Annotated in this window: 18 protein-coding genes and 4 tRNA genes; 14 read left to right on the top strand and 8 right to left on the bottom strand. The window is 69.3% G+C overall.

Features of this window, described 5'->3' with window-relative positions:
* From ACV4UX_RS09525 to ACV4UX_RS09515, 3 genes are all read right to left on the bottom strand, one after another.
* The coding region (locus tag ACV4UX_RS09525; protein ID WP_491593068.1) for a PAS domain S-box protein at positions 1-1,876 on the bottom strand (1,876 nt) is incomplete at its 3' end.
* A gap of 371 nt (positions 1,877-2,247) precedes the next feature.
* The gene (locus ACV4UX_RS09520) at positions 2,248-2,457 is read right to left on the bottom strand and encodes a hypothetical protein (RefSeq protein ID WP_491593067.1); all 210 of its coding nucleotides are present in this window, start codon (positions 2,455-2,457) and stop codon (positions 2,248-2,250) included.
* 298 nt (positions 2,458-2,755) lie between these two features.
* Positions 2,756-4,936 carry a glutamine synthetase III family protein gene (locus ACV4UX_RS09515; RefSeq protein WP_491593066.1) on the bottom strand — a complete coding sequence of 727 codons (2,181 nt, stop codon included), beginning with the start codon at positions 4,934-4,936 and terminating at the stop codon, positions 2,756-2,758.
* A 547-nt stretch (positions 4,937-5,483) separates the two neighbouring features.
* Here ACV4UX_RS09515 and ACV4UX_RS09510 point away from each other — a divergent pair.
* Positions 5,484-6,098 carry a YkgJ family cysteine cluster protein gene (locus ACV4UX_RS09510; protein ID WP_491593065.1) on the top strand — a complete coding sequence of 205 codons (615 nt, stop codon included), beginning with the start codon at positions 5,484-5,486 and terminating at the stop codon, positions 6,096-6,098.
* Positions 6,099-6,274: 176 nt separating this feature from the next.
* Here the strand turns inward: ACV4UX_RS09510 and ACV4UX_RS09505 are convergent, their stop codons facing one another.
* The 5 genes from ACV4UX_RS09505 to ACV4UX_RS09485 all read right to left on the bottom strand — a co-directional run bounded on the left by ACV4UX_RS09505 (position 6,275) and on the right by ACV4UX_RS09485 (position 11,914).
* Positions 6,275-7,399, bottom strand: coding sequence for an acyltransferase family protein (locus ACV4UX_RS09505; RefSeq protein WP_491593064.1), 1,125 nt, complete (start codon positions 7,397-7,399; stop codon positions 6,275-6,277).
* 8 nt (positions 7,400-7,407) lie between these two features.
* Positions 7,408-8,955 carry a sialidase family protein gene (locus tag ACV4UX_RS09500; RefSeq protein WP_491593063.1) on the bottom strand — a complete coding sequence of 516 codons (1,548 nt, stop codon included), beginning with the start codon at positions 8,953-8,955 and terminating at the stop codon, positions 7,408-7,410.
* 48 nt (positions 8,956-9,003) lie between these two features.
* A complete protein-coding gene (locus ACV4UX_RS09495; RefSeq protein ID WP_491593062.1) occupies positions 9,004-10,134 on the bottom strand; it encodes a sensor histidine kinase in 1,131 nt (376 codons plus the stop codon).
* A 56-nt stretch (positions 10,135-10,190) separates the two neighbouring features.
* Positions 10,191-11,192 carry a hypothetical protein gene (locus ACV4UX_RS09490; protein ID WP_491593061.1) on the bottom strand — a complete coding sequence of 334 codons (1,002 nt, stop codon included), beginning with the start codon at positions 11,190-11,192 and terminating at the stop codon, positions 10,191-10,193.
* Between the two features lie 113 nt (positions 11,193-11,305).
* On the bottom strand, positions 11,306-11,914 hold the full coding sequence (locus ACV4UX_RS09485) for a C40 family peptidase (RefSeq protein WP_491593060.1): 609 nt from the start codon (positions 11,912-11,914) through the stop codon (positions 11,306-11,308).
* A gap of 440 nt (positions 11,915-12,354) precedes the next feature.
* Between ACV4UX_RS09485 and ACV4UX_RS09480 the strand changes: the two genes are divergently transcribed.
* The 13 genes from ACV4UX_RS09480 (at position 12,355) to ACV4UX_RS09420 (ending at position 22,861) form a co-directional block, all read left to right on the top strand.
* Positions 12,355-13,905: an ASKHA domain-containing protein gene (locus tag ACV4UX_RS09480; RefSeq protein ID WP_491593059.1), complete on the top strand. Its 1,551-nt coding sequence runs from the start codon at positions 12,355-12,357 to the stop codon at positions 13,903-13,905.
* Positions 13,895-15,442 carry a small ribosomal subunit Rsm22 family protein gene (locus ACV4UX_RS09475; RefSeq protein ID WP_491593058.1) on the top strand — a complete coding sequence of 516 codons (1,548 nt, stop codon included), beginning with the start codon at positions 13,895-13,897 and terminating at the stop codon, positions 15,440-15,442. Before ACV4UX_RS09480 ends, ACV4UX_RS09475 begins: the two co-directional genes overlap by 11 nt.
* Positions 15,442-16,095, top strand: a complete 654-nt coding sequence (gene lipB / locus ACV4UX_RS09470) for a lipoyl(octanoyl) transferase LipB (RefSeq protein ID WP_491593057.1) — start codon at positions 15,442-15,444, stop codon at positions 16,093-16,095. The genes ACV4UX_RS09475 and lipB overlap by 1 nt, the downstream gene beginning before the upstream one ends.
* Complete coding sequence (gene lipA / locus ACV4UX_RS09465; protein ID WP_491593056.1) at positions 16,043-16,969, top strand: lipoyl synthase; 927 nt, start codon at positions 16,043-16,045, stop codon at positions 16,967-16,969. Before lipB ends, lipA begins: the two co-directional genes overlap by 53 nt.
* A gap of 75 nt (positions 16,970-17,044) precedes the next feature.
* The gene (rfbC, locus tag ACV4UX_RS09460) at positions 17,045-17,581 is read left to right on the top strand and encodes a dTDP-4-dehydrorhamnose 3,5-epimerase (protein ID WP_491593069.1); all 537 of its coding nucleotides are present in this window, start codon (positions 17,045-17,047) and stop codon (positions 17,579-17,581) included.
* A 23-nt stretch (positions 17,582-17,604) separates the two neighbouring features.
* A complete protein-coding gene (locus ACV4UX_RS09455; protein WP_491593055.1) occupies positions 17,605-19,035 on the top strand; it encodes a mannose-1-phosphate guanylyltransferase/mannose-6-phosphate isomerase in 1,431 nt (476 codons plus the stop codon).
* A gap of 34 nt (positions 19,036-19,069) precedes the next feature.
* Positions 19,070-19,585: a cytochrome c3 family protein gene (locus tag ACV4UX_RS09450; protein ID WP_491593054.1), complete on the top strand. Its 516-nt coding sequence runs from the start codon at positions 19,070-19,072 to the stop codon at positions 19,583-19,585.
* A gap of 5 nt (positions 19,586-19,590) precedes the next feature.
* Positions 19,591-21,633, top strand: a complete 2,043-nt coding sequence (locus ACV4UX_RS09445; protein ID WP_491593053.1) for a molybdopterin-dependent oxidoreductase — start codon at positions 19,591-19,593, stop codon at positions 21,631-21,633.
* On the top strand, positions 21,630-22,271 hold the full coding sequence (locus tag ACV4UX_RS09440; protein WP_491593052.1) for a 4Fe-4S dicluster domain-containing protein: 642 nt from the start codon (positions 21,630-21,632) through the stop codon (positions 22,269-22,271). Before ACV4UX_RS09445 ends, ACV4UX_RS09440 begins: the two co-directional genes overlap by 4 nt.
* Positions 22,272-22,439: 168 nt before the next feature.
* Positions 22,440-22,515: transfer RNA gene (locus ACV4UX_RS09435), tRNA-Thr, on the top strand.
* Between the two features lie 12 nt (positions 22,516-22,527).
* Positions 22,528-22,613, top strand: a tRNA-Tyr gene (locus tag ACV4UX_RS09430).
* Positions 22,614-22,674: 61 nt separating this feature from the next.
* Positions 22,675-22,751 (top strand) — tRNA-Gly (locus ACV4UX_RS09425).
* A 34-nt stretch (positions 22,752-22,785) separates the two neighbouring features.
* Positions 22,786-22,861 (top strand) — tRNA-Thr (locus tag ACV4UX_RS09420).
* Positions 22,862-22,991: the final 130 nt, after the last annotated feature.

The following is a 22,991-nucleotide window of genomic DNA, read 5'->3' as shown; positions in this document are numbered from 1 at the left end:
TGATGATCTGCAGGTTGTTCTTCACCCGATGGTGGATCTCCCGCAGGAGCACCTCCTTTTCCCGCAACGAGGCCAGCACGGCCTGCTCCGCCTGCTTCACCGTGGTGATGTCCGTGATCAGGGCGTAGAAGCCCAGCACCTCGCCGTTGACGGTGTCCGGAACATAGTGCGCCAGGGAGTAGCGGACGGTTTGCCCGTCCGGGGTGGGGATGGCCCGCTCGAAGAGCTGGGGTTTCCCGGCCAGGACGCCCTCCAACTGCTCCTGGTTGCGCAGGAAGCGCTCCTCGCCGATCACCTCGCGCAGGTGCATGCCCTGCAGCCCGCGCGCATCGAGGCCGAGCCAGCGCACGTAGGCGCGGTTGGCGAAGCGGTTGCGCAGGTTCCTGTCCCAGGAGCTGATCATGGAGGGCATGTTGTCCAGGATGGCCATGAGGTCGCTTTCGCTTCGCCGGAGCTTGTCCTGGAGGCGTTTGCGCTCGGTGATGTCGATCCAGCTGGCGCGCAGAAGGGTGCGGCCTTCCGAGGGGAGGCGGATCATGCGCACCTCGAAGTCGAGCAGTTCGCCCCGCTCTTTGCGGACCTGCACCTCAAGGACCACCTCCTCCCCCGCGAGAGCGCGGACCCCGGCCTCCTGGAGGACGTTCTCCAGGGACGTCCCCTGGGGCTGCTTCGGGAGACAGTCCAGGGCGCGACGCCCCACGATATCGGCCACGGCCTTGCAGCCGAAAAGGTCCAGGGCCTTGGCGTTGGCGTCCACCGTGAGCCTGGTCTGGGCGTCGGTGACCAGGATGGCCTCCGGAGCATTCTGCACCAGAACCTTGTAGCGGGCTTCGCTCAGGCGCGTGGCGGTCTCCGCCTCCCTGCGCCTGCGGTTCTGCACCAGGAGCGCCGCGATGAGCAGCACCAGGAGCATGAACGCCAGCGCGGCCCCCGTGACCAGGGCTTTGTACTGTTCCCAGAGGGTCGGCGGGCGGTTGCGCACGTCGCTGCCGGGGGGGATGCCGTCGAGCGACACCTTCCAGCGCTTGAGTTGGGGCCAGTCGAACGTGGGGCGGTTGACGCAGGGGAGCACCGTGAGTTCCCCTGCGGGAGCCTCCGGCGCGCTCATGAGCTCCAGGGCCAGCCGGGCGGAGCGCCCGCCTTCCGCGCCGTAGCTGAACATGGCCCCACCCAGCACGCCTGTGCCGATGAGCGTGTCGTAAAGGCCGACGATGGGAACAGGCGAGACGCGCGCGATCTCGCGAGCCACGTCCAGCGGCACGAACGGCACCCCTGCCGCGTCGCGGTAGTAGGACAAGTAGAAAACCACCGAATCGCCGGGGAGGGTGGCAGCGCGGCGCACCATCTCCGCGTGGGCCAGGGCGTCGGTGTACTCGATCTCCAGCCTGCCGGACCAGGGGGCGAAATCCTGCGCGGCCATGGCCCGCCAGTCCCGCTCCACGTCCGCCGCGCCCACCACGAAGAGCACGCGCTTCGTCTCCGGGAACAGGAGCAGCGCCACTCCGAGGGTTCCGGCGAAGTCGCCCCGGGAGGGGATCTGCACCACCCTGCGGCCGGGGACCGGAGCCTCGATCAGCGCAGGCGACAGCACGCAGAGCAGGGGCGCGCCGGGGAACAGGTCCGCCCCGTCGCGCAACACGAACGCCTGGGCCGGGCCGTCGAGGGTGATGATCGCGCCCATGGGCAGGTCCTTGTACTTCCGGGCGATCCAGAGCCTCTGCGCCTCGCGGTCGTCAGGCGACACGATGCGGCTCAGTTCGAGGAATTCGAAGTGGATGTTCCCTCCGGATACTCCTGCCTGAGCGAACGCGGCGAAGAGCGATGCGCTGAATTCCCGGTATGCCGGCAGGAACACGGAGGAATAGAGCACCAGCACGTGCTTTTCCGCGCCCTGCGCGCGCCTTTCCGGGGCTTGGCCGGAGGCTGGCCCGGCGGTCCACAGCGCGAGAACCAGGCAAAACAGGCAGAACCCGGTCTGCAATGGGCCGCATTCCGCGGTTCGTGACGACTTGCTTCCAGCCATGCGCCCATCCTTGCGATACAATCTTGAGCCCTCATAGCATTCCCACGCGCCCGTTGCCATCGAAAACGGACGGCGGCGTCTTGCTTGGGGGTCGGGGCAAAGGTGGCGGGCGGCGTGGGTGGGGGACCGGGGGAGGCGGGGGCCGATGCGTGCGCGCGTCAGGCGGGACCGGCGTGGGAGTGCCCGGGGCGTCGCTCGATCGGCAAGCGCGAGGAGCGCGGGGATCAGGTCTTGTACTTGACGAGCTTGCCCGTCTCGCCGTCGATGTCGGGCGTGACGTGCACGGTGTTCTGCAGCACGTCCGGGGCCACGGCTTGGTCCTTGACCATCTCGCTTACGTACGTGCGGATGAGTTCGCCGGGCAGGGACTTGTCGTAGCGCAGAAACTCGGCGATGTCCTGCAACAGCTCCAGCTGACCTTCTGCAACTTTCATGACGACACCCCTTTGCGCCTTGCGCCCGTGCAACCGTTGATTTCCCGGGCGTAATACGTCTTGTCCCGGTTCCTATCGGCCGCCCCGGGGCCGAACTTTAGGGGGGGCGGGATTTTGTCGACGCTTCGGGCGGCAGTTGCGCCGGGAGTTTCTGTTGTGAGCTGTCCCGGGCTGGAGTGGGGTTTGTTCGTGGAGAAGGGATTGGAACGCTGGCGGCGGACGGGTTGCGCAGGCGTCAGAAAAAAAGGCCGCCCCCTTGCGGGAGCGGCCTTGCGTGGTCCGGTCGTCTTCGGCCGCGTTAGCGGATGAAGAGCATTTCCTGGTAGGAGGGCAGGGGCCAGAGGTCGTCGGCCACCACGGACTCCAGGGCGTCGGCGAAGCCGCGCACGGCGAGCATGGCCGGCAGCACCTTCTCGCACATGAACTTGGCGTGGGAGAGGGTGTCGCCGCCCTCGTGGGCCAGGAGCTTCTCCAGCTTGTCGGCCTCGGCCTGCAGGGAGCGCAGCTTGGCGGTCACGTCTTCCAGGGTGGCCATCTTGTAGTCGTGGCCGATGGCCTTGAGGCTGGCGCAGGTCTCGGCCAGCTGTCCTTGGTAGCGCATGGCGGCGGGGAAGATCACCGTGCGGGCCATGCGGATCACCAGGTTGGCCTCGGTGGTCACGGTCTTCACGTACTGCTCCAGGTAGATCTCCTGGCGGCTCTTGAGTTCGGCCTCGGAGAAGATGCCGTACTTGGTGAAGAGGTCCACCACTTCCTTGGTGGAGAGCACGGGCAGGGCTTCCGGGGTGGTTTTCAGGTTGGGCAGTCCGCGCTTGGCCGCTTCCTGGTGCCATTCGTCGGAGTAGCCGTCGCCGTTGAAGATGACGGCGTCGTGCTCCTGCATGATCTTCTGGAGCAGCTTCTGCACGCCCTCGTTGAACTGGCCCTTGTTCACCTTGCCCAGCTTCTCCAGCTCGGTGGCGATGTAGTCCAGCGACTCGGTCATCATGGCGTTCAGGGCCACCTGGGCGCCGGCGATGGAGTGGGAGGAGCCCACGGCGCGGAACTCGAAGCGGTTGCCGGTGAAGGCGAAGGGGCTGGTGCGGTTGCGGTCGCCCGGATCCATGGGCAGCGGGGGCAGGGTGTCCACGCCGATGTTCATGACGCCCTTGGTCTTGGAGCCCTTCACCTCGCCCTTCTTGATCTGCTCGAACACATCGGCCAGCTGTTCGCCCAGGTAGGCGCTCATGATGGCCGGGGGGGCCTCGTTGGCGCCCAGGCGGTGGTCGTTGGAGGCGCTGGCAACGGTGGCGCGCAGCAGGGCGCCGTACTTGTGCAGGGCGCGGATGGCGGCGGCGCAGAACACCAGGAACTGGGCGTTGGCGTGGGGGGTGTCGCCCGGATCGAAGAGGCTGCCCAGCTCGGCGTTGCCGATGGAGTAGTTGAGGTGCTTGCCGGAGCCGTTGATGCCCGCGAAGGGCTTCTCGTGCAGCAGGCACATCATGCCGTAGCGCTTGGCCACGGAGCGCAGGGTGGTCATGACCATCTGGTTGTGGTCGCAGGCCAGGTTGCCCTGCTCGTAGATGGGGGCGATCTCGAACTGGCTGGGTGCCACTTCGTTGTGGCGGGTCTTCACGGGGATGCCCAGCTTGAAGAGTTCACGCTCCACTTCCATCATGAAGGAGAGCACGCGGCGGGGCACCACGCCGAAGTACTGGTCCTCGAATTCCTGGCCCTTGGCCGAGGGCGCGCCGAAGAGCGAGCGGCCGGCGATGAGCAGGTCGGGGCGGGAGAAGACGAAGTTGCGGTCGATGAGGAAGTATTCCTGCTCAGGGCCGGCGAAGCTGGTCACGGGCAGCTTGGTGTTCACGCCGAAGAGCTTGAGCACGCGTTTGGCCTGCTTGTTGAGCGACTGGAGGGAGCGCAGCAGGGGGGTCTTCTTGTCCAGGGCCTCGCCGGTCCAGGAGAGGAAGGCGGTGGGGATGCACAGGAAGGTGCCGTTGGGGTTTTCCAGGATGTAGGCGGGGCTGGTGACGTCCCAGGCGGTGTAGCCGCGGGCTTCGAAGGTGGCGCGCAGGCCTCCGGAGGGGAAGCTGGAGGCGTCGGGCTCGCCCTGGATGAGCATCTTGCCGGAGAATTCGGCCAGGGCGCCGCCTTCGCCGTCGGGCACCAGGAAGGCGTCGTGCTTCTCGGCGGTCAGGCCTGTGAGGGGGTAGAAGACGTGGGTGAAGTGGGTGGCGCCCTTCTCGATGGCCCAGTCCTTCATGGCGTTGGCCACGATGTCGGCCACGGAGGCGTCGAGCTTTTCGCCGTAGGCGATGGTCTTCTTGAGCGACTTGTAGACGGCCTTGGGCAGGCGTTCCTTCATCACCTTGTCGTTGAAGACGTTGGCTCCGAAGATGTCGGTGGGCTTGGTGTCGTGGAAGTTGAGGGGCTCGTGAGCCGGTTTGTAGTTGATGATGGCCGAGATGGCGTTCAAGCGGGCCTGGATTCCACTCATAGGGCGCTCTCCGTCATGGGGTTTGGGATGCCATGTCCTACAAAATTGTAGCAGTTGCCAGCCAGCCGGACGTTCCGCCGGGAGCCGAGCGCGCCTTGGCGTCGCTTCACCCCCTTGGGAGGCCTTCCCGGGCCGGTTGCCGGGCGGCTCATGCAGTGAACGGGGGGGAGGGTGTGGGGGATTTCCGCGTCATGGACCCGGACAGGGTGGTGCGGAAGCCTCGGAGCCCTTCGGGCTGACCTCGCCCGCATTCCCCGTTTGCATTTTCAATAATGTAAATAAGCCTCGAAAAAAAGTAAAGGCGGGAAATACCGAAATCGACATTTTTTTGCTTCGGCGTGGAAAAAGGAGCCCTTGTGAGGCCTTCCGCCCGCCCCGCAAGGCCCCTCGAGCCCCTTTCCGGGCAGTCTGGAGGGCGATGCAGCCGTGGAGCGGGACCAATCGACACGCGCGCGCGAAAGCGTCTCCCGGACAGGTCGGGGACCTTTGGGAGTATTTTGGTGCGGAAAATGCATTAAAGTAGAAACCCGTCTTCCCGGAGGCCCACATGGCGACGCCCTACGGCCCGCGATCCGACATTCCGCACTGGCTGCCGCAGTTGGTCAAGGCCCAGGCCCTCATGGACGCGGGCGTGCGCCTGGCCGCGCGCGAGGAGTCCGCGCTGAGGGGGGAGCTTCCTGCCTGCCGCATAGGGTGCTCGGGCTGCTGCGCCTCCTCGATGCCCCGGGCCACCCCCGTGGAGATGGCCGGGGCGCTGCGCAGCCTGGCGCGCCAAAGGCCGGACGCCCTGCGTCTGGTCTCCGACGCCATGGAGGGCGGCCGTTCGGGAGGGGCCTGCCCCTTCCTCGTCGAGGAAGGCTGCCTGGTCTATCCCATGCGCTTTTTGTCCTGCCGCCAGTTGCTGGTGTTCGGCCGCTCCTGCCTGCATGGGGAGAATCCGCTGCGCACGCGCCCCTCGGACGTGCTGGTGCCCCTGCGGCGTCATGCCGTGCGGGCGTACGCCCTGCTCCTGCCCTTCCTGGGCGAGGGAGGCGAGTTCGGGGATCCCCTGGAGCTTGAGGCCGCCCTGGCCCGCCATTTGCGCCCCGTCTCCTCTTTCGGCGTGCGGGACTGCCTGCTGCGCGACGCCGTCAGCGAGCGCCACGCCGTGCGGGCCGCCTGAGCCCCGACAGCCGCGCGACAGACTTCCACAATGCTGAAGACCCCGGGGCCCCGGGGTCTTCCGTTTTGCGGCAACACACCGGGCCGGGGACGTCGTCGGCCGTATGCTCCGGCCGACGCAACTGCCGGAGGGCAGGCCGGAAGACCGGGGTGCGGGCGGATGCTCCCCGCGCCCGCCTAGCCGATCTTGTCGTTGATCACGGCCACCACGCGGTCCATGACCACCGAGACCCACCAGGTGAGCAGCCCGCACACCCCCGTGAGGAAGATGAACGCCGGGAAGGGCTCCATGGTCGGGATCACCCAGGTCCCGAAGTAGGCCAGGATGGGCTGGTGCATCAGGTAGATGCTGTAGGAGGCCGCCGCGACCTTGGCGATGGGGGGCCACACGCCCAGGCGGTCCATGGTGTCGGAGAAGAAGAGCAGAAGCCCCGCGCAAAGCACGCAGGCCAGCCAGTAGAGGTGCGTGGCCAGGAGCACGAACTTGGGCACGCCGAAGGCCAGTCCCCAAAGCGTCAGGGCGATCAGGGCGATCCAGGCGGCGCGGCGCTTGCCCTTGAAGGCCTGGCCCGCGGAAAGTCCGAGGGAGAGCACCGGGTTGGCGGCCGGATCGCGCCAGAGGCAGGCCAGATACATGCCCAGGGCGAACTCGCCCAGGCGGTAAGGCAGGTTGAAGTAGAAGAGGTAGTTGCACATGGCGAAGATCGAGCCGGGCATGGCCTGGGCCAGGGCCTCCAGGGCGGCCCAGAAGGCGAAGCAGCCGCCCACCAGCCACAGGGCCGCCTTGCGGGGCCCGAGCTTGCGGAAGAGCCCGAAGAGCAGGGGATAGGCCAGGTAGAACTGGGCAAGAAGGCCCATCCACCAGTAAGCGGGCACGATGTCGAAAAACACCGAGGGGTTGAGCGTGTGCACGAAGATCACATGCTGGAAGAAGCTGCTGGCCAGGTTGGCCCCGGCCTTGCCCGCGATGACGGCCACCAGGGTCCAGAAGATCAGGCCCAGGTAGTAGTTGGGGCAGATGCGCAGCAGGCGGTGGCGCAGGAACTGGAGATAGGAGGGCACGGGCCTGCCGGTGGGACCGGCGAAAGGCAGGGTGAGCACGAAGCCCGTGACGATGTTGAAGAGGATCACGCCCATCCATCCCTGGCTCAGGATGGCTCCCAAAGCCGGTCCGAAGGGGTTTTCCACGCCCGCGCTCGGCACGTCGGACCACAGGTGGTAGAGGAAGATGCCCGTGACGGCCACGACGCGCATCACTTCGATCTGGCCGAGGGTTTTGCGTTTGGAGGCTGGGGCGCTCATGAAACCTCTCAGAAGTTTTGGGTGTTGAAGTCCGTATCCTCGAACCAGACGCCCCGCACCCGGCTGGAGCGGCCGGGCTGGTAACCGGGCTCTTCGCCGCCGCCGTGGTGGAAGACGCAATAGTAGCGGCCGTCCGGGAGGACGGTCCAGCCGGAGTAGCCGTAGTCTCCTGGGCTGGCCAGGCGGTCGTTGGCCAACTCAAGCACGCGGGCGTCCACCCAGGCGTCGGGGCGTCCTTGAGCCGGTGTCCAGGACCATCGGTAGGCCCGCTCGTAGCGGGGTTCGTCGATGGAGAGCGACAGGGCCTTCCAGAGGTGACGCCCTCCGTTGTCCTCGCGCACCGAGGCGTTGCCCGCCAGGATGGCGCGGGTGTCCGCCTCCCGGGCGTCGGCCGGGTAGGTCCCGGACGAGACGCCGTTGACCACGGCCTCCACGCGTCCGGGTTCGTAGCGCAGTTCCAGGCGAACGGAGGCTTGGGCGTCGCAGGGGATGGGCGGGGCGTCGCCCGGAGGCAGAACGGCCCCGGGGACAAGCCGCCACCAGCCGCCGAAGTGCAGGGCGCAGGCCTTGTCCTGGGCTTCTGCCGCCAGGACCTCGGCGGTGAGCGTGGCGCGTGCGCGCTCGGGGTCGGTCATGGGTCGCAGGGCGTAACGCACGCAGGACTCGCGGCCGGGAGCGTTCTCGATGAGGAGCCCCTCGGGCGTCAGGCGGGGATTTTCCGGGTCCGGGTGCAGTCCGTGCACGGCGAAGTCCCGATCGAGTTCTTCGAGTGTCCCTGTCCAGGCGGCAGTTCCGCCGTCGGGCCCCACGGCGCGGTAGGTGACCAGCAGGCGGCCCGACGGCGCGAGCCCCAGCGTGGGCCTGTGGCCCAGGAGCGGCGTGGGTCGGGGCAGGCTCCAGGAGACGCCCTCGTCCTCGGAGAGGCAGAGGTACATGGGCTCATAGACATGGGAGTTCTCGCGCATCAGGGCCAGGATGCGCCCGTCTGGCAACCGGGTCATGGAGGCCTCGCAAAGCACGAGGTTCCTGTCGTTGGCCAGCACGGAGCGCATGCGCCAGAGCGCGCCCTCGTCGGAGGAGACGTAGACGGACTGTTCGGCCGGGGCTTGGCGGATCTTGGAGAGGGGAGCCTCGCCCCGGTGCACGTGGCAGGTGGTGAGCCACAGGTCCGGGCGCAGGGGCATCACGCGGTCCGGGATGGAGAGGGGCGGGCCCGAGCAGGGCTGGCGCGCAAAGGAAGCGCCGCCGTCGAGGCTCCAATACTGGCTGGCCGAGGTGTCGTCGATGACCAGCAGGCGTCCGTCGTCCAGGCGTGAGATGCGCGGGCAGTGGCCCTGTCCGGCGCGCAGGAAGCGCGGCCCGGACCAGGAGCGGCCCAGGTCGTCGGAAGTGGAAACCAGCAGGGCCGCACGGGTGGCCACATGCCGGTCGGCCTGCCGGTAGACGCACACAAGCCGCCCTTCGGGCGTGGCGGCCACGTCGGGGAAGCAGAGATAATGCCCGGGACGGGCGTCCACCACGGCGTGGCGCTGGGCTTGGCGGGTCAGGCTGGGCATCGGGACTCCTTGACGTGAATGTGCCCGCAACGCCTGGAATTGTCAAAACTAGAAGGGTACTTTGTCTGGAAGGGCGGCGTCTTCGCCGCAATGGACGGGGTATTTCACCTCGAAGGACGCTCCGCCTTCACTTGTGTGCACGCTCAACGTGCCGCGGAGCTGGCGCACGAGGCTGGTGACCAGCTGCAGGCCCAGGGAGGGCGGGTTGTCCAGGTCGAGCCCGGGGGGGAGGCCCTTGCCGTCGTCGGAGACGGCAAGGTGGGCGTGGTCTCCAACCAGGGCCGCGCGCAGGCGGATGACGCCTTTCGTGCGTCCGGTGAAGGCGTGCTTGAGGCTGTTGGTGACCAGCTCGTTGATGATCAGTCCGCAGGGGATGGCGTAGTCCACCGAGAGGTGGAACGGCTGGCAGTCGATGTCCGGGGTCACCAGGATGTTGCGGGCGCAGTAGGCCTGGACGAGGAAGAGGGTCAGCTCGCTCATGTAGGCGGCCAGGTCGATGCGCGAAAGATCCTGGGAGCGGTAGAGCTTTTCGTGCACCAGGGCCATGGCGCGCACGCGGGACTGGCTGTCCTGGAAGGGGGCGGCCAGGCGGTCGTCGTAGCGCAGGGCCTGGAGCGAGAGCAGGCTGCACACGATCTGAAGGTTGTTCTTGACCCGGTGGTGCACCTCCTTGAGGAGCACGGTCTTCTCGGCCAGGGCTGCGCGCAGGGCCTCCTCGGCGGCGACGCGTTCGGCAACTTCCTGGGTCAGGCTGCGGGTGCGCTCCTCCACCATGAGTTCGAGGCGTTCGCGGTGCTCGCGGTTCTCCCTGATGAGCCGCGAGCGTTCGGACACGGTGTTCACGGAGTGCAGGAGGATGGCCATGTCCTCCACGGGCTTGGTGATGAAGTCGGCCGCGCCGAGGCGCAGGGCGGAGATCACGTCCTGGATGTTGCCTGTGCCCGAGACCACCACCACCGGCAGTTCCGGCGCCTGGACGCGCAGACGTTCCAGGGTGGCCAGGCCGCCCATGCCGGGCATGTTCAGGTCGAGCAGGACGGCGTCGAAGGCGTCCAGGCCGGGGAGCTGGAGGCATTGTTCGCCGTCCGGGGCGATGGAAACCTCGTGCCCGAGGTCTTCCAGGTAGGCCTGAATGGTCACTCGGATGGCGGCGTCGTCATCGACACAGAGGATGCGCATGCGAAACCCTTGTCGAGGCCAACACCCCGGAGCTCAGAGAGGCCGGGGCGGGCGCGTCACGGTTTGGCCCCGGCCAGGGCGGACTGGATGGAGTCCCCGATGATGAGGTATTTGCCCGGGTAGGCAGTGGGTTTGCGCTCCTTCTTGAAGAGCCATGAGTCGGGCCGGGATTTGGCCCATTGCTCGTAGTGGCTGTCCAGGATGGCGTGGGTGTCCAGGAAGCGGTTCAGGCCTGCGGAAATGCGCACGCAGCCTTTGGAGTCGGTGCGGCCGAGGCGGGGTTCGCCCCGTTCGGGGTCGGTGGAGTGCATGAGCAGCCGCAGCTGGCTCAGGGTGTTGCCGTCCTTGTATTTCTTCAAGCCGCGCTGGTAGCCGAAGTCCCAGACGCGGCTGTCCTTGGCGCCGAGGCCGCGCCACCCCTCCTGGTTGGGGGTGCCCTGGGCGCGGTAGGAGAAGTTGTCCAGGAGGTTTTCGAAGACGCCGGTGGGGGTCTCGAAGTAGTCGCCGCCCTTCTCGATGTTGCCCGAGGAGATGAGGTCCGCTCCGAGGATGTCGATGCGTTCGGCGCGCGCGTCGTAGAGGCCCACAACAATGAACTGGGCTTTGGGGTTGCGGTCGGCGTAGGCGAAGAACTGCGTGCCGTCGAAGCGCAGGCTGGAGCGGGCCATCTGGGCGGCCACGTCGCGGCGAACGAAATCGAAATAGCGCTCGTCAAGGCCCAGGAGGCGCTGGCGGCGCTCCTCCAGGATGTCCTGGAGCTTCGGGGATTTGGACCAGAGCTTCTTGTAGCGGTCGATGCGCTCCAAGGTGGGCTTGCGGACCTCGTCCTGGAAGATGGCGCGCAGGGCGGCAAGTTCCTCGTCGGGATCGGGAAGCCGCTGGTTCTGGGTCTGGCCCTGGTCGGAGAGGGAGGCCAGCCGCTGTCCCGCAGGGTCCTGCTGTCCGAGAGCCGCGTGCCAGCCCAGCGCCAGCACAAGCGGCAACGCGAGGCCCGCCGAGAAGGCTGCAAGGGTGCGCGAGCGCGGCGAACGTTTACGGGATGATCTCGAAGACGCCATGTCGAATATCCAGAGCAAGAATCATTTTCGCGCAAGGTAACGCAAGCTGATGCAAATGAAAAGGGGCGGGAGCGCATGCTCCTGCCCCGAAAGGTGACCTGGCCGCACGTCGTCTAGAAGACTCGCCGCGCGCCGGTGTATTTTCGTTCCCAGGTGGGTTCGTCGAGGCTGGAGATTTTGACGGTGTCGCCGGAGCTGGAGCTGTGGATGAACTTGTTGTCTTCGAGGTAGATGCCGACGTGAGTGATGCGTTTTTTGTTGCCGAAGAAGACGAGGTCGCCTTTTTTCAGCTGGCTTTTGGGGATCACCTTGCCCTCCTGGAACTGCTCGCGGGAGCTGCGGGGCAGGTTCACGCCCAGTTTGCCGAAGACCCAGGAGGTGAAGCCGGAGCAGTCGAACCCGGTTCCGGGTTCCACGCCGCCCGGACGGTAGAGGGTGCCGATCTGGCTGAAGGCCAGGGCCACCAACTGCTGCTGGTTCTTGGGGCCCTTGAAGCTCAGTTCGAAGGGGTTGCTCGATCCGGAAATCGCGCCGGGCACGGGCAGGGTGCAGAACTGTCCGTTGGAGAAATGCAGGAAGGGGGAAGTGGGCTCGAAGGCCTCGGCGATGGAAGCGGTGGACTTTTCGGTGTCCGCGAGATTCTGGCGCGACGAATACTGTTTGGAACCACAAGCGGTGGTGGCAAGCAGGATGGCGAACACAAACAGGTTGCGGACGGTCATCCAGGGGGCAAGGGGTGTGGTGCGTAGCATCTCTTCCTCGTCTCCGTGTGTTTTGGCCGTAACGGCGGTCGATGAAACGATCAATAATCCTCCGCGGCGTGCGGTAAGTGGCATACTGAAAGGCGCTTTCTGGTCAATGAGGTCGGCCTGGAGGCGGTCATGCCCGGCGGCGTGGGCCGCGCTGGTGGGCATGCGAAGCGGGGACGGCGTGGTGGATCGAGTCCTGCCGGGAGCCTCGCTTGGGCCTGACCTTTGCGAGGATTTCTAGGCGGCCCGGGAAATATTGTCCAGCATTTTTCGGCAATTTGACGATGAAATTCATAATTGCTGCGAATCAAATACCTTTTTGGGCTTGCGCGGGCGCTCGTTTCTGGTAGACTTGCCGCCCCGCGAAACTGCCAAAATCCTTGCGCTCGGCGCGCCAAGCGAGCATCCTTTCCATGCCGATGAACACCTTCACCATCGTGGACAAGGCAGGCGGGCCGGACCGGACCGTGAGCGTCTCGCCCGGGCTCACCCTGGCCCAGCACCTCTGCATCGAAGGCGCTTTCGAGGGACGGCCCCTGTGTTCGGGCGCGGGCCGCTGCGGGAAGTGCGCCGTGCTCTTCGAGCCTGCCGCTCCCGCGCCGGAGCCCGCCGAGGCGCGCGTGCTTGCCCCGGAGCTTCTGGAGCAGGGCTGGCGGCTTTCCTGCGCACGCGCCCCGCTGCCGGGTTCCAGGGTGCGCGTGCGCCTTGCCCCGGAGCGCACCCCGCCTGCCGTGCCCCGCGAGGTCTGCCCCGGGGCCGTGCTGGGAGTGGATCTGGGCACCACGTCTTTGCACTGGCGTTTCGAGCGCGGGGGGGACGCCCTGGGCCGGGCCCTGCCCAATCCGCAGCTGGGCGCGGGCAGCGAAGTGATGTCGCGACTGGCCCTGGCCCGTGTCCCCGCCGGTGCCGCGCGCCTGCGCCGGGGCGTTGTCCTGGCCGTGCGCGAGGCCGTTGCCGCGCTGCCCTGCCTGCCCGGCGGGCTCTGCCTGGCGGGCAACTCCTGCATGACCTTCCTGGCCCTGGGCATGGACGCTTCGGGTCTGGCCGCAGCCCCCTACCGCCTGGACTGGCCGGGCGGGGACTACGCCGAGCTTGACCCGGAGCTTCCCCGGGTCTACATCCCGCCGCTTCTCGCGCCTTTCGTGGGCGGCGACGTGTCGGCGGGTCTGGCTGCCCTGGAGTTCTCCGGCGCGGTCCCCCGCGCCCCCTGGCTTCTGGCGGACCTGGGCACCAACGGCGAATTCGCGCTGACCCTGCCCGACGGGCAGGTGCTGGTGGCCAGCGTGCCCATGGGCCCAGCCCTGGAGGGCGTGGGCATGTCCCGGGGGATGCTGGCCGGACCGGGGGCCGCCGTGGCCTTCGCGCTCACCCCGGCAGGGCTCGCGCCGCGCCTTTACGAAGGAAGCGCCGGTGCGCTTCGGGGCGTCTCGGGCACGGGCTACGTGAGCCTGCTGGCACGGCTGCGCTCCCTGGGCGCGGTGGAGGCCACGGGCCGCTTCGCGCGCGCCGCAGCCTCGCCCCTGGCCGCGCGCGCGCTGGCCGGGCTGTCGCACGAGGCGGACGGCGCGCCGGTCCTGGACGTGGCGGGTATCCCCCTGCGCGGAGGCGACGTGGAGGCCCTGCTTGCCGTGAAGGCCGCTTTCGGGGCCGCCGTGGACATCCTGCTCGAAGCGGCAGGGCTTCGTTTCGCGGACCTTCACGAGGTGCTCCTGGCCGGGGCGCTGGGCGAGCACGTCTCCCCGGCGGACCTGGAAACCCTGGGCTTCTTCCCTCCGGGCGGGAGCGCCCGCGTGCGCGCGGCGGGCAACACGTCCCTGGCCGGGGCCTGCCTGGCCGCCGGGCGCGCGGACGTGCGGGAGTGGCTGGCGGGCCTGCCCGGCAGGACCAGGCCGGTGGACGTGGTGTCCTCCGGCGGCTTTCAGCGGCGTTACTTCGACGCCATGAGGTTCGATCATGCCCGATGAGCGCGGGGTCCATCCCGGACGGTGCGTCCCCCTCTTTCCCCGGCCGGGGGCCAAAGCCATGCAGGCCCTGGAAGGATACCGCCAGGTTCTGGCCCAGGCCCACCCCCTGCGGCCCAGGCATCAGGCCGAGCTTCCCGGGGAGATCAAGCGGCTCTCCCTGGCCCTCACGGCCGAGCGCGGCCCCGGACCCCAGGCCAACTACCTGGCCGCGCCGGGCGCGCTGGCGGCCTATCTCCATTATTTCCTGCCGTGGAACCTCTACCGCCTCGCGCGCCTCTTCGCGGGTCTCGCGCCGGACCTGCCCGAGGGCTCGAGCGTGCTCGACCTGGGCTGCGGCCCCCTGACCATGGTCCAGGCCCTGTGGATCGCCCGGCCGGAGCTTCGCGGGCGCAGTCTGCGCTTCGTCTGCGTGGACCAGACCGGACAGGCCCTGCGCGCCGGGCGCGCCCTCTTCGAGGCCCTCTCCGGCGAGGCGGGCCGCGCCTGGAGCGTGGAAACCGTGCAGGCCCCGGCCCACAAGGCCCCCCAGGAGCCCTTCCGGGCCGTGTGGTCGGCCAATGCGGCGGGCGAGATGGTGCGCGGCCGGGGCGAGGAGGGGCACGAATCGCTGGAACGCTCGGCCGGGCTCTTCCTCTCGCGCCTGGCCCACGACGGCCAGGTGCTCCTGGTGGAACCGGGCACGCGCCACGGCGGCAGGCTGCTCTCGCGGCTGCGCGAGGTCTTTCTCGAAGAGGGGCTGGCCCCCCTGGCCCCCTGCACCCGCCACGACGCCTGCCCCATGCTGGCCCCGCGCTGGCGCTCCTGGTGCCATTTCGTTTTCCCGGCCGACGACGTGCCCCGCTGGCTGGCCTCGCTGACCCGCGTCTCCGGCCTGGAGAAGGACCGCGCCAGCCTGAGCTTCCTGCTGGCCGGGGCCGAGGTCCCCGAACCGGCGGCGGACCGCTGGCGGGTGGTCTCCCACCGCTTCCCCCTGGCAGGGGGGCAGGGGGCCTACCTCTGCGGCGAGGAGGGCCTGCGGCTCCTGAGCTTTTTGACGCCCCCGCCGGGACTCGTCTCCGGGGCGCTCCTGGAGGCCCGGCTGCCCGAGCCCCGCGAACGCGACCCCAGGAGCGGGGTCTGGATGGCCACCCTGGACACGGAGCCCGAGCGGGAACGGACTGCGGAGGCCCCCGAGGCCCACGGGGCCGGACCGCGCGAGGAGCGCGGCGTCTCAACGAAGCCCGGCGCTCAGGCCGGCCCCAAGCCCGGTGGCGCGCCCGGTTCCTCGGCCGGTCGGGGCGGCGGGCCGTCGCGTCCGTCCGGCGCTCCGCGCCCGAAAGGCGGACGGGCGACCGGCCCTGCCGGTGGCGCGACGGGAACCAGCAGGGAGGAGCGCTCCCGCGCCCCGGCACGGACTTCCGGGGACGCCCCGCCTCCCGCGCGGCCGCACGGCCGGGGCCCCGCCCCCGGCAAGACGCCCGGCGGCAAGCCCGCCGCGCGCCGTCCGTCCGCTCCTGCGCGGGGCCGGGGCGGCCGGGGCGGGGGAGGCAGGCCCTGATGCGCGTCATCGATCTGGGACGCCTTTCTTTCGCCGAGGCCTTGGCCATCCAGGAGGCGGCGGTTGAGGAGGTCCGGGAGGGAGGCGAGGAACGCCTCTACGTGCTGGAGCACCACCCCGTGATCACCTTCGGCCGCCACGGCGGCGAGGCCTTCCTGCTGGCCTCGGCCCCGGAGCTGGCCCGGCGCGGCGTGGAGGTGGCCAAGGCCACGCGCGGCGGCAGCGTCACCTGCCATTTCCCGGGACAGGCCGTGCTCTATCCCATCCTGCGGCTCTCGGGCAGGCCCGGGGGCCTGCGCGCCCACTTCGAGGACCTGGAGCAGGCGGCCATGGACGTGCTGGCGGACATGGGCGTGCCTTCCGGGCGCTCCGAGGGCCGCCCCGGCGTGTGGTGCGGTCCGCGCAAGGTCGCCAGCGTGGGCGTCGGCGTGCGTCGCTGGGTGAGCTACCACGGCATCGCCTTCAACGTGGAGCCCGACGTTTCCCTCTTTTCACTCACAACCCCATGCGGACTCGCAGGGGTGGAGATGACCTCGGCCTGGGCGGAACTGGCCCGACTGGGGTTGGACACCGCCCCCGCCGAGGTCCAGGGAGTCAAGCATGCCCTCGCCCAAGCCTTCGCCCGGGCAGTTCTCGCCCGGCGCGAAGCCTAGCCCTCGCCTGCCTGCCTGGCTTCGCGTCAGGCAGCCCCGGGACGGCGTCTTCCCCGGCACGGCCCAGGCCGTGGCCGAGCACGGCCTGCGCACGGTCTGTCGCCAGGCGCGCTGCCCCAACATGTTCGAGTGTTTCGGACGGGGCGTGGCCACGTTCCTCATCCTTGGCGGTTTCTGCACGCGCTCCTGCTGTTTCTGCAACGTCGCCCACGGCGTCCCGGAGCCGCCGGAGGCCGACGAGCCCCTGCGCGTGGCACAGGCTGCCGCGCGCCTGGGGCTCAAGCACGTGGTGATCACCTCCGTGACCCGCGACGACCTCCCCGACGGCGGGGCCATCCAGTTCGCCGCCTGCGTGCGCGCGGTGCGCGAGGCCCTGCCCGGGGCCACGGTGGAGGTGCTCGTGCCGGATTTCCAGGGCAGCCGCGAGGCTCTTCAGATGGTGCTGGACGCAGGGCCCGACGTGGTGAACCACAACCTGGAGACCGTGCCCGAACTCTACCGCCTGGTGCGCCCCCAGGCGCGCTACGAGCAGAGCCTGGAGCTTCTGGAGCGCGTGGCGAAAAGCGGGCGCGCCTCGGCCAAGAGCGGGCTCATGCTGGGGCTTGGCGAATCGCCCGGACAGGTGGAGCGCACCCTGGCCGACCTGGCCACGGCGGGCTGCCGCATGGTCACGGTGGGGCAATACCTGCGGCCGGGGCGGCGCAACCTGCCCGTGGTCCGCTACGTGCCGCCCGAGGAGTTCGAGGACGTGGCCCGCATGGGCCGCGCCCAGGGCATCCCCGTGATGTACTGCGGTCCCCTGGTGCGCTCCAGCCACAACGCAGGGGACTTCACGGACGGCATGCGATCGGAGGCTTCGCCCGGTTGCCCCTGACACGCTCTTAGGCTACAAGCCGCCCAACGTTTCGCGTATCGAGGAGGTGCACCCGTGGGCTTTCAGGCCGCCGGCATGCCGGGACTCTGGCTCTACACCCCCAAGGTCTTCAAGGACGACCGGGGATTCTTCACGGAAAGCTACAACCAGGCGGCCTTTGCGGCACAAGGCCTGGACGCGGCCTTCATCCAGGACAACCACGCCCTCTCGCGCAGCAAGGGCGTGCTCCGGGGGCTGCACTTCCAGAACCCGCCCAAGGCCCAGACCAAGCTCGTGCGCGTGACGCGCGGCGAGGTGCTCGACGTGGTGGTGGACCTGCGCAAAGGCTCGCCCACCTTCGGGCAGTGGAAGTCCTTCGTGCTCTCCGAGTCCAACTTCCTCCAGCTCTACGTGCCCAAGGGCTTCGCCCACGGCTACCTGACGCGCACCGTCGACGTGGAGTTCCTCTACAAGGTGGACGAGCTCTACGCCCCCGACTGCGATTCCGGCATCGCCTGGAACGACCCGGACCTGGGCATCGACTGGGGCTGGACCGAACCCGTGCTCTCCGCCAAGGACGCCCAGCTGGGCCGTCTGCGCGATCTCGACTCCCCCTTCGTCTTCGAAGGCTGAACCACAAGCCAGAGGCTCTCCGCATGCAGGCCACCCAAGACCCCAAGGCTCCCTTTGCAGGTTGTCACGCCGTGATTCTGGCCGGAGGCTCCGGAACCAGGCTCTGGCCCCTCTCGCGCACCCTGCTGCCCAAGCAGCTGCTCTCCCTGGACGGCGGGCAGACGCTGCTCAAGCGCACCGTGGCCCGCGCCCTGGGCGCGTTCGATCCCTCGGCTGTCTGGGTGGTCACCAACGAGGAGCACGTCTTCGAGGTGCGCAGCCAGCTGCGCGAGCTGGGCCCGGACCTGGAGCGCGGGGCGCTGGCCGAGCCCATGGGCCGCAACACCCTGGCCGCCATCATGCTGGCCCTGGACAGGATCGTGGAGCAGGACCCCGACGCCCTGGCCGCCGTCTTCCCTTCCGACCACATGATCGAGCCCGCCGACGGCTGGCGCGACACCCTGGCCAAGGCCCTGCCCCTGGCCCGCGAAGGCCGCCTGGTCACCTTCGGCATCCGCCCCGCCAAGCCCGAGACCGGCTACGGCTACATCAGGACGGGCCTGCCCCTGGGCGACGGGGCCTACGAGGTGCGCTCCTTCGTGGAAAAGCCCGGCCAGGAGCAGGCCCAGGCCTATGTGGAGAGCGGCGAATACTACTGGAACAGCGGCATGTTCGTCTTCCCCGTGCGCCTCTTCCTGGAAACCGTGCGCGAAAAGCAGCCCGTGTTCTGGGAGTGGTGGGAAAGCCGCTCCGGCACGGGCCTGATCGCAGGCTACGGCCAGCTCCCCGACATCTCCGTGGACTACGCCGTGGTGGAGAAGATGGAGCGCATCGCCGTGGTGGAGGCCCGCTTCGAATGGGACGACCTGGGCAACTGGGAAGCCATTCACCGCCTGGGCGCGAAGGACGCCAGGGGCAACTCCGTGCAGGGCGACGTGATGGCCCTGGACTGCGAGGGGAGCCTGCTCATCTCCCAGGGCGGCAAGCTGGCCTGCGTGGGCCTGAAGGACATGATCGCCGTGCAGACCCGCGACGCCACCCTGGTCTGCCCGCTCACCGAGGCCCAGAAGGTCAAGGACGTGGTGGGCGCGCTCAAGGGCGAGGGCAGCCAGCTGGTCAACGCCCACGTCACGGTGCGCAGGCCCTGGGGCAGCTACACCGTGCTGGAGGAAGGCCCCCACTACAAGATCAAGCGCATCCAGGTGCCCTCGGGCGGCAAGCTCTCCCTGCAGATGCACCACCACCGCTCCGAGCACTGGGTGGTGGTCACCGGGACGGCCCTGGTGGAGGTGGACGGCAAGGAGATGCTCCTCACGGAGAACCAGTCCGTGGACATCCCCAAGACCGCCACCCACAGGCTCTCCAACCCCGGCAAGGTGCCCGTGGAGATCATCGAGATCCAGACCGGCCCGTACCTGGAAGAGGACGACATCGTCCGCTTCGAGGACGTGTACGGCCGCAAGGCCAAACCCTAGGGTGGAGCGGACTCCGCGCAGGGGCGCTCTTGCCTTGGCCGCCCTTGGGCTGGCCCTGGGCCTGGCCGCAGGGTGGATCGCGGCCCCGCGCTTCGCCTGGACCGCCCTGAGCCAGCCCGTGCGCTTCAGCCACAAGGCCCACCTGCGCCAGGACCTGGAGTGCGCCCGCTGCCACTTCGCCGGTCCCGGCGGAGCCTATTCGGGCTTCCCGGAAGTGGGCGTCTGCGCCGCCTGCCACGCCGACCCCACGGGCGGGCGCTCCGAGGGCGAACGCGAACGCGATCGCCTCACCGCCCTGTATGTGCGCCCCGGGCGTCCCGTGCCCTGGCTCTGCGCCGTGCGCCTGCCCGGCCACGTGCGCTTCGTCCACGCCCCCCACCTGGACGCGCCCTGCCACTCCTGCCACCCGGACATGCGTCGCGAGGACTCCCTGAACGTCACCGTGAACCGCGTTTCCGGGGCCTCCCGACAGGCCATGACCATGGACCGCTGCCGGTCCTGCCACATCGACCGGGGCGCGCCGTCGGGCTGCGCCGCCTGCCACAGGTAGACCCCGTGGGTTTCGGACGCAGGCGCTTCGTTGGGCTGGCCGCAGGGTTCGCGGCCGCGACAGCCGCCGGAACGGCCCTCTCTCCGGCCCCCTGGCGTCTGGCCCGGGACGCCTACACCCGCGCCCAGGACAGGCCGGACCTCCCCCAGCCCCCGCGCGAACCGCTGGAGGAGGCTTTCACCACCAGCCTCGCCTGCCCCTCGGGCCAGGGCCTGCGCGTGCTTCTGGCCTCCGGCCGCCCCGTGCGCTGCCTGGGCCGGGAGGACCACCCCCTGAGCCTCGGCGCGGCCACGCCCCTGGCCCAGAGCGAGCCACGCGAACTCCACAGGCCCGACCGCGTGCGCACGCCGCTGCTCAAAAAGGAGGGGACCTTCGTCCCGGTCTCCTGGGCCGCCGCGATGGACCTCCTGGAGGAGCGTCTGCGCGCGGCCGGGGGCGACGTGCTGGCCGTGGGCCCCCAGCGCCCGGGGACCCTGGCCGCGCTCCTGGACTCCTTCCTGGAGCGCCTGGGGGCCGCGAGCGCCCCGCGCATGCCCTCCGAAGGGCTGCAGGCCGCCCGCGCCGCGCGGATCATGGGCCTGGACGCGCGTCCGGGCTACGACCTGGACAACGCCCGAGACATCGTGACGGCCGGATCGGACATTTTCGGCTCGCTCCCCGCCTCGCCGCACCTGCGCCGCGCCTGGGCGGGGAGGGGGGGGCAGGGGCTTTGCCTGGCCCCGGTCCGGCCGGACTGGGCCTGTCTCTGCGAACGCTGGGCGCCCATGGCCGCCGGTTCCGGCGCGTTCCTGGCGCTGGGCGCGGCGCGCGACCTGGCCTCCATGGGCCGCATCAAGGGCGACTGGCCCGACCTGGCCGAGTTCCTGGCCCTGGTCCAGGCGCGCTTCGGTCCCGTCGAGGTGGAGCGCGCCACGGGCGTGCCCGGGGAGGTCCAGCGGGAGATGGCCCTGCGCGTGGCCGCCGGGGCGCTTTTCGCGCCCGGCGCGCCCGAAGGAGCTGGCCCGGGGCTGGCCCCCTTCGTGGCGGGTTACGCCCTCATGGCCCTGGCCCAGGGCGTGAACCGGCCCGGCGGGCTCTTCCTGACGCGGCCCTTGAGCCTCCTGCCCCTGGGCGAGGACCTGCCAGCCGTCCTGCGCGCCCAGGCCACGGGACGCGCGTCCGCGCCCGGCGTGCTCCTGCTCGTTGAGGCCGATCCGCTTGCCGCCTTGCCCCGGCCGGAACTCACGGCCCGGGCCCTGGCCAAGGCCGCTTTCCGCGCGGCCTTCACCCCGGTGATGACCGCCTCGGCCCGTCTCTGCGACCTGATCCTCCCCGCGCCCATGCCCCTGGAGCGTCACGGCGACGTGGAGACCCCCCACGGGCTGGCCTTCGCCACTTACGGGCTGGCCCTGCCCCTGGTCCGCCCCCAGGCCGACGCCCGCCACCCTGGCGACGTGCTGGCTCTGCTGGCCCGGCGGCTGGGCGTCCCTCTGGAACTTGGGAGTTTCCCCGCGGCCCTGGAGTCCCGCGTGGCGGACCTCGAAGCATCGGGCGGCTACGTGGCGTCGGGCGTCCCTCCATGGCGCGTGCTGGCGGGCGAGCCCCTGCCGGCGCCCCAGGCCGGTCTTCGAGAGGCCCTGGCCAGGGGGGGCCTGTGGTGCGATCCACGGTTCGTTCCCGCGCGGGGCATGTCCCTGGGCGCGCGCTATCTTGCCCGTGCCCTGGCCCCGGAGCCCATCGATCTCGGCCTTCCCTTGCGCCTGGCGGTGTCGGGCTCAGGTTTCCCGGGGCCGGAACCCTGGAGTGCGGATGCGGACGGGGCGTCCAGGCCGGAGGTCCGCGTGAGCCGGGCCACGGCCGCCGTCAGCCGGGTGAAGTCGGGCCAGACGGCGCTCTTGCGCGGCAGGGAAGGGGAGGCGCGCGTGCGCGTGACCCTGGACGAGACGGTCATGGACGGCCACGTGGCCGCCCGTGCGCGTGATGTCCTGGCCGCGGCGACCTTCGCTTCCGGCCCTGAGGGATCGGTCACGGCCTGGGACGGAGCGCCCTTGGCCCTGGAAAAGGCATGAGCAAAGTCGTTGACCGGGGTTTCGGGCTGCTGGTGGACCTGGACCGCTGCACGGGGTGCGGGGCCTGCCGCACGGCCTGCGGCCTGGAGAACAACGTGCCGCCCTCCGCGGGGCTGGCGGGTGACTGGCTCGCGGTGGAGCGTCTCGTGCGCGCCGGCAATGTCGAGCAGCCCGACGTGCTCTTCGCGCCGCGCCCCTGCATGCACTGCGACGCCCCGCCCTGCGTGGCCGCCTGCCCTACGGGGGCCACGCGCAAGGACCCTGTCTGGGGCGTGGTGAGCCAGGTCTACGCCCGCTGCATCGGCTGCCGCCTGTGCATGAGCGCCTGCCCTTACGGCGCGCGCCGCTTCCATGCCGCCGATCCCGTCTGGCCCGACGGCATGGAGCAGGCCTTCACGCCGTGGGCCTCGTCGCGTCCCCGCTTCGTGGTGGAGAAGTGCACGCTTTGCGCCCACCGCATCGGCGCGGGGGGGCTGCTGACGGCCTGCGCCGAGGCCTGCCCCACGGGGGCCATCCGCTCGGGCGTGCTGCGGGAGTTGCTGGCCGGGCGGGAGGCTTTCGTCCTCAAACCCGGGTTGGGCGCGCTCCCGCGCGTGTGGTACGTCTCGCGCAGGGAATGGGCGCGCGAGCCGGGCTAGGGCGGGGGAACTTTCGAAGAAATGCGGCGAATCCGTGAAGGACGCTTGACAAGGCGGGTTCCTTCTGTCAGATGGGCCGTCGCTCTTTGAGAGATTGTGCGTCGGGCGCAAGGCGGAAAAAAACGCTTGCGCGCTGTTCGAAGATGGGCTAATCCTCCGCGTCTTGGCGCTGGCGTAGCTCAACTGGTAGAGCAGCTGACTTGTAATCAGCAGGTTGCGGGTTCAAGTCCCTTCGCCAGCTCCAGGAAAAAGGTCTGGTGGGGTTCCCGAGTGGCCAAAGGGAACAGACTGTAAATCTGTCGGCGTCAGCCTTCGGTGGTTCAAATCCACCCCCCACCACCACGAACAATTGAATACGAGGCGCAGGAGACGGGGTGACCGTCGTTCGGACTGCGGGTACGACGCGGGAATAGCTCAATTGGCTAGAGCATCAGCCTTCCAAGCTGAGGGTTGCGGGTTCGAGTCCCGTTTCCCGCTCCAACGTCACGTCCCACCGTTCGCGCTTCTTTGACGGGCCCACGTAGCTCAGTAGGTAGAGCACTTCCTTGGTAAGGAAGAGGTCACCGGTTCAATTCCGGTCGTGGGCTCCATACATCACTCAAAATAACTGGCGGCAGCCACTCCAAGAACGACCACTCGAGAGGGGGATCACCATGGGCAAGGCGAAATTCGAGCGCAACAAGCCGCACGTCAACATCGGCACCATCGGTCACATCGACC

The sequence above is a fragment of the Fundidesulfovibrio sp. genome (assembly GCF_058402725.1).
Note: the sequence above shows the minus strand (reverse complement) of the source record. Positions and strands in the feature narration are given on the sequence as shown.

Excerpts from the sequence above, each read along its gene's own strand:
- ACV4UX_RS09520 (WP_491593067.1), bottom strand. The coding sequence starts at position 2,457 with ATGAAAGTTGCAGAAGGTCAGCTGGAGCTGTTGCAGGACATCGCCGAG.
- ACV4UX_RS09515 (WP_491593066.1), bottom strand. The coding sequence starts at position 4,936 with ATGAGTGGAATCCAGGCCCGCTTGAACGCCATCTCGGCCATCATCAAC.
- ACV4UX_RS09510 (WP_491593065.1), top strand. The coding sequence starts at position 5,484 with ATGGCGACGCCCTACGGCCCGCGATCCGACATTCCGCACTGGCTGCCG.
- ACV4UX_RS09505 (WP_491593064.1), bottom strand. The coding sequence starts at position 7,399 with ATGAGCGCCCCAGCCTCCAAACGCAAAACCCTCGGCCAGATCGAAGTG.
- ACV4UX_RS09500 (WP_491593063.1), bottom strand. The coding sequence starts at position 8,955 with ATGCCCAGCCTGACCCGCCAAGCCCAGCGCCACGCCGTGGTGGACGCC.
- ACV4UX_RS09495 (WP_491593062.1), bottom strand. The coding sequence starts at position 10,134 with ATGCGCATCCTCTGTGTCGATGACGACGCCGCCATCCGAGTGACCATT.
- ACV4UX_RS09490 (WP_491593061.1), bottom strand. The coding sequence starts at position 11,192 with ATGGCGTCTTCGAGATCATCCCGTAAACGTTCGCCGCGCTCGCGCACC.
- ACV4UX_RS09485 (WP_491593060.1), bottom strand. The coding sequence starts at position 11,914 with ATGACCGTCCGCAACCTGTTTGTGTTCGCCATCCTGCTTGCCACCACC.
- ACV4UX_RS09480 (WP_491593059.1), top strand. The coding sequence starts at position 12,355 with ATGCCGATGAACACCTTCACCATCGTGGACAAGGCAGGCGGGCCGGAC.
- ACV4UX_RS09475 (WP_491593058.1), top strand. The coding sequence starts at position 13,895 with ATGCCCGATGAGCGCGGGGTCCATCCCGGACGGTGCGTCCCCCTCTTT.
- lipB (WP_491593057.1), top strand. The coding sequence starts at position 15,442 with ATGCGCGTCATCGATCTGGGACGCCTTTCTTTCGCCGAGGCCTTGGCC.
- lipA (WP_491593056.1), top strand. The coding sequence starts at position 16,043 with ATGCCCTCGCCCAAGCCTTCGCCCGGGCAGTTCTCGCCCGGCGCGAAG.
- rfbC (WP_491593069.1), top strand. The coding sequence starts at position 17,045 with ATGCCGGGACTCTGGCTCTACACCCCCAAGGTCTTCAAGGACGACCGG.
- ACV4UX_RS09455 (WP_491593055.1), top strand. The coding sequence starts at position 17,605 with ATGCAGGCCACCCAAGACCCCAAGGCTCCCTTTGCAGGTTGTCACGCC.
- ACV4UX_RS09440 (WP_491593052.1), top strand. The coding sequence starts at position 21,630 with ATGAGCAAAGTCGTTGACCGGGGTTTCGGGCTGCTGGTGGACCTGGAC.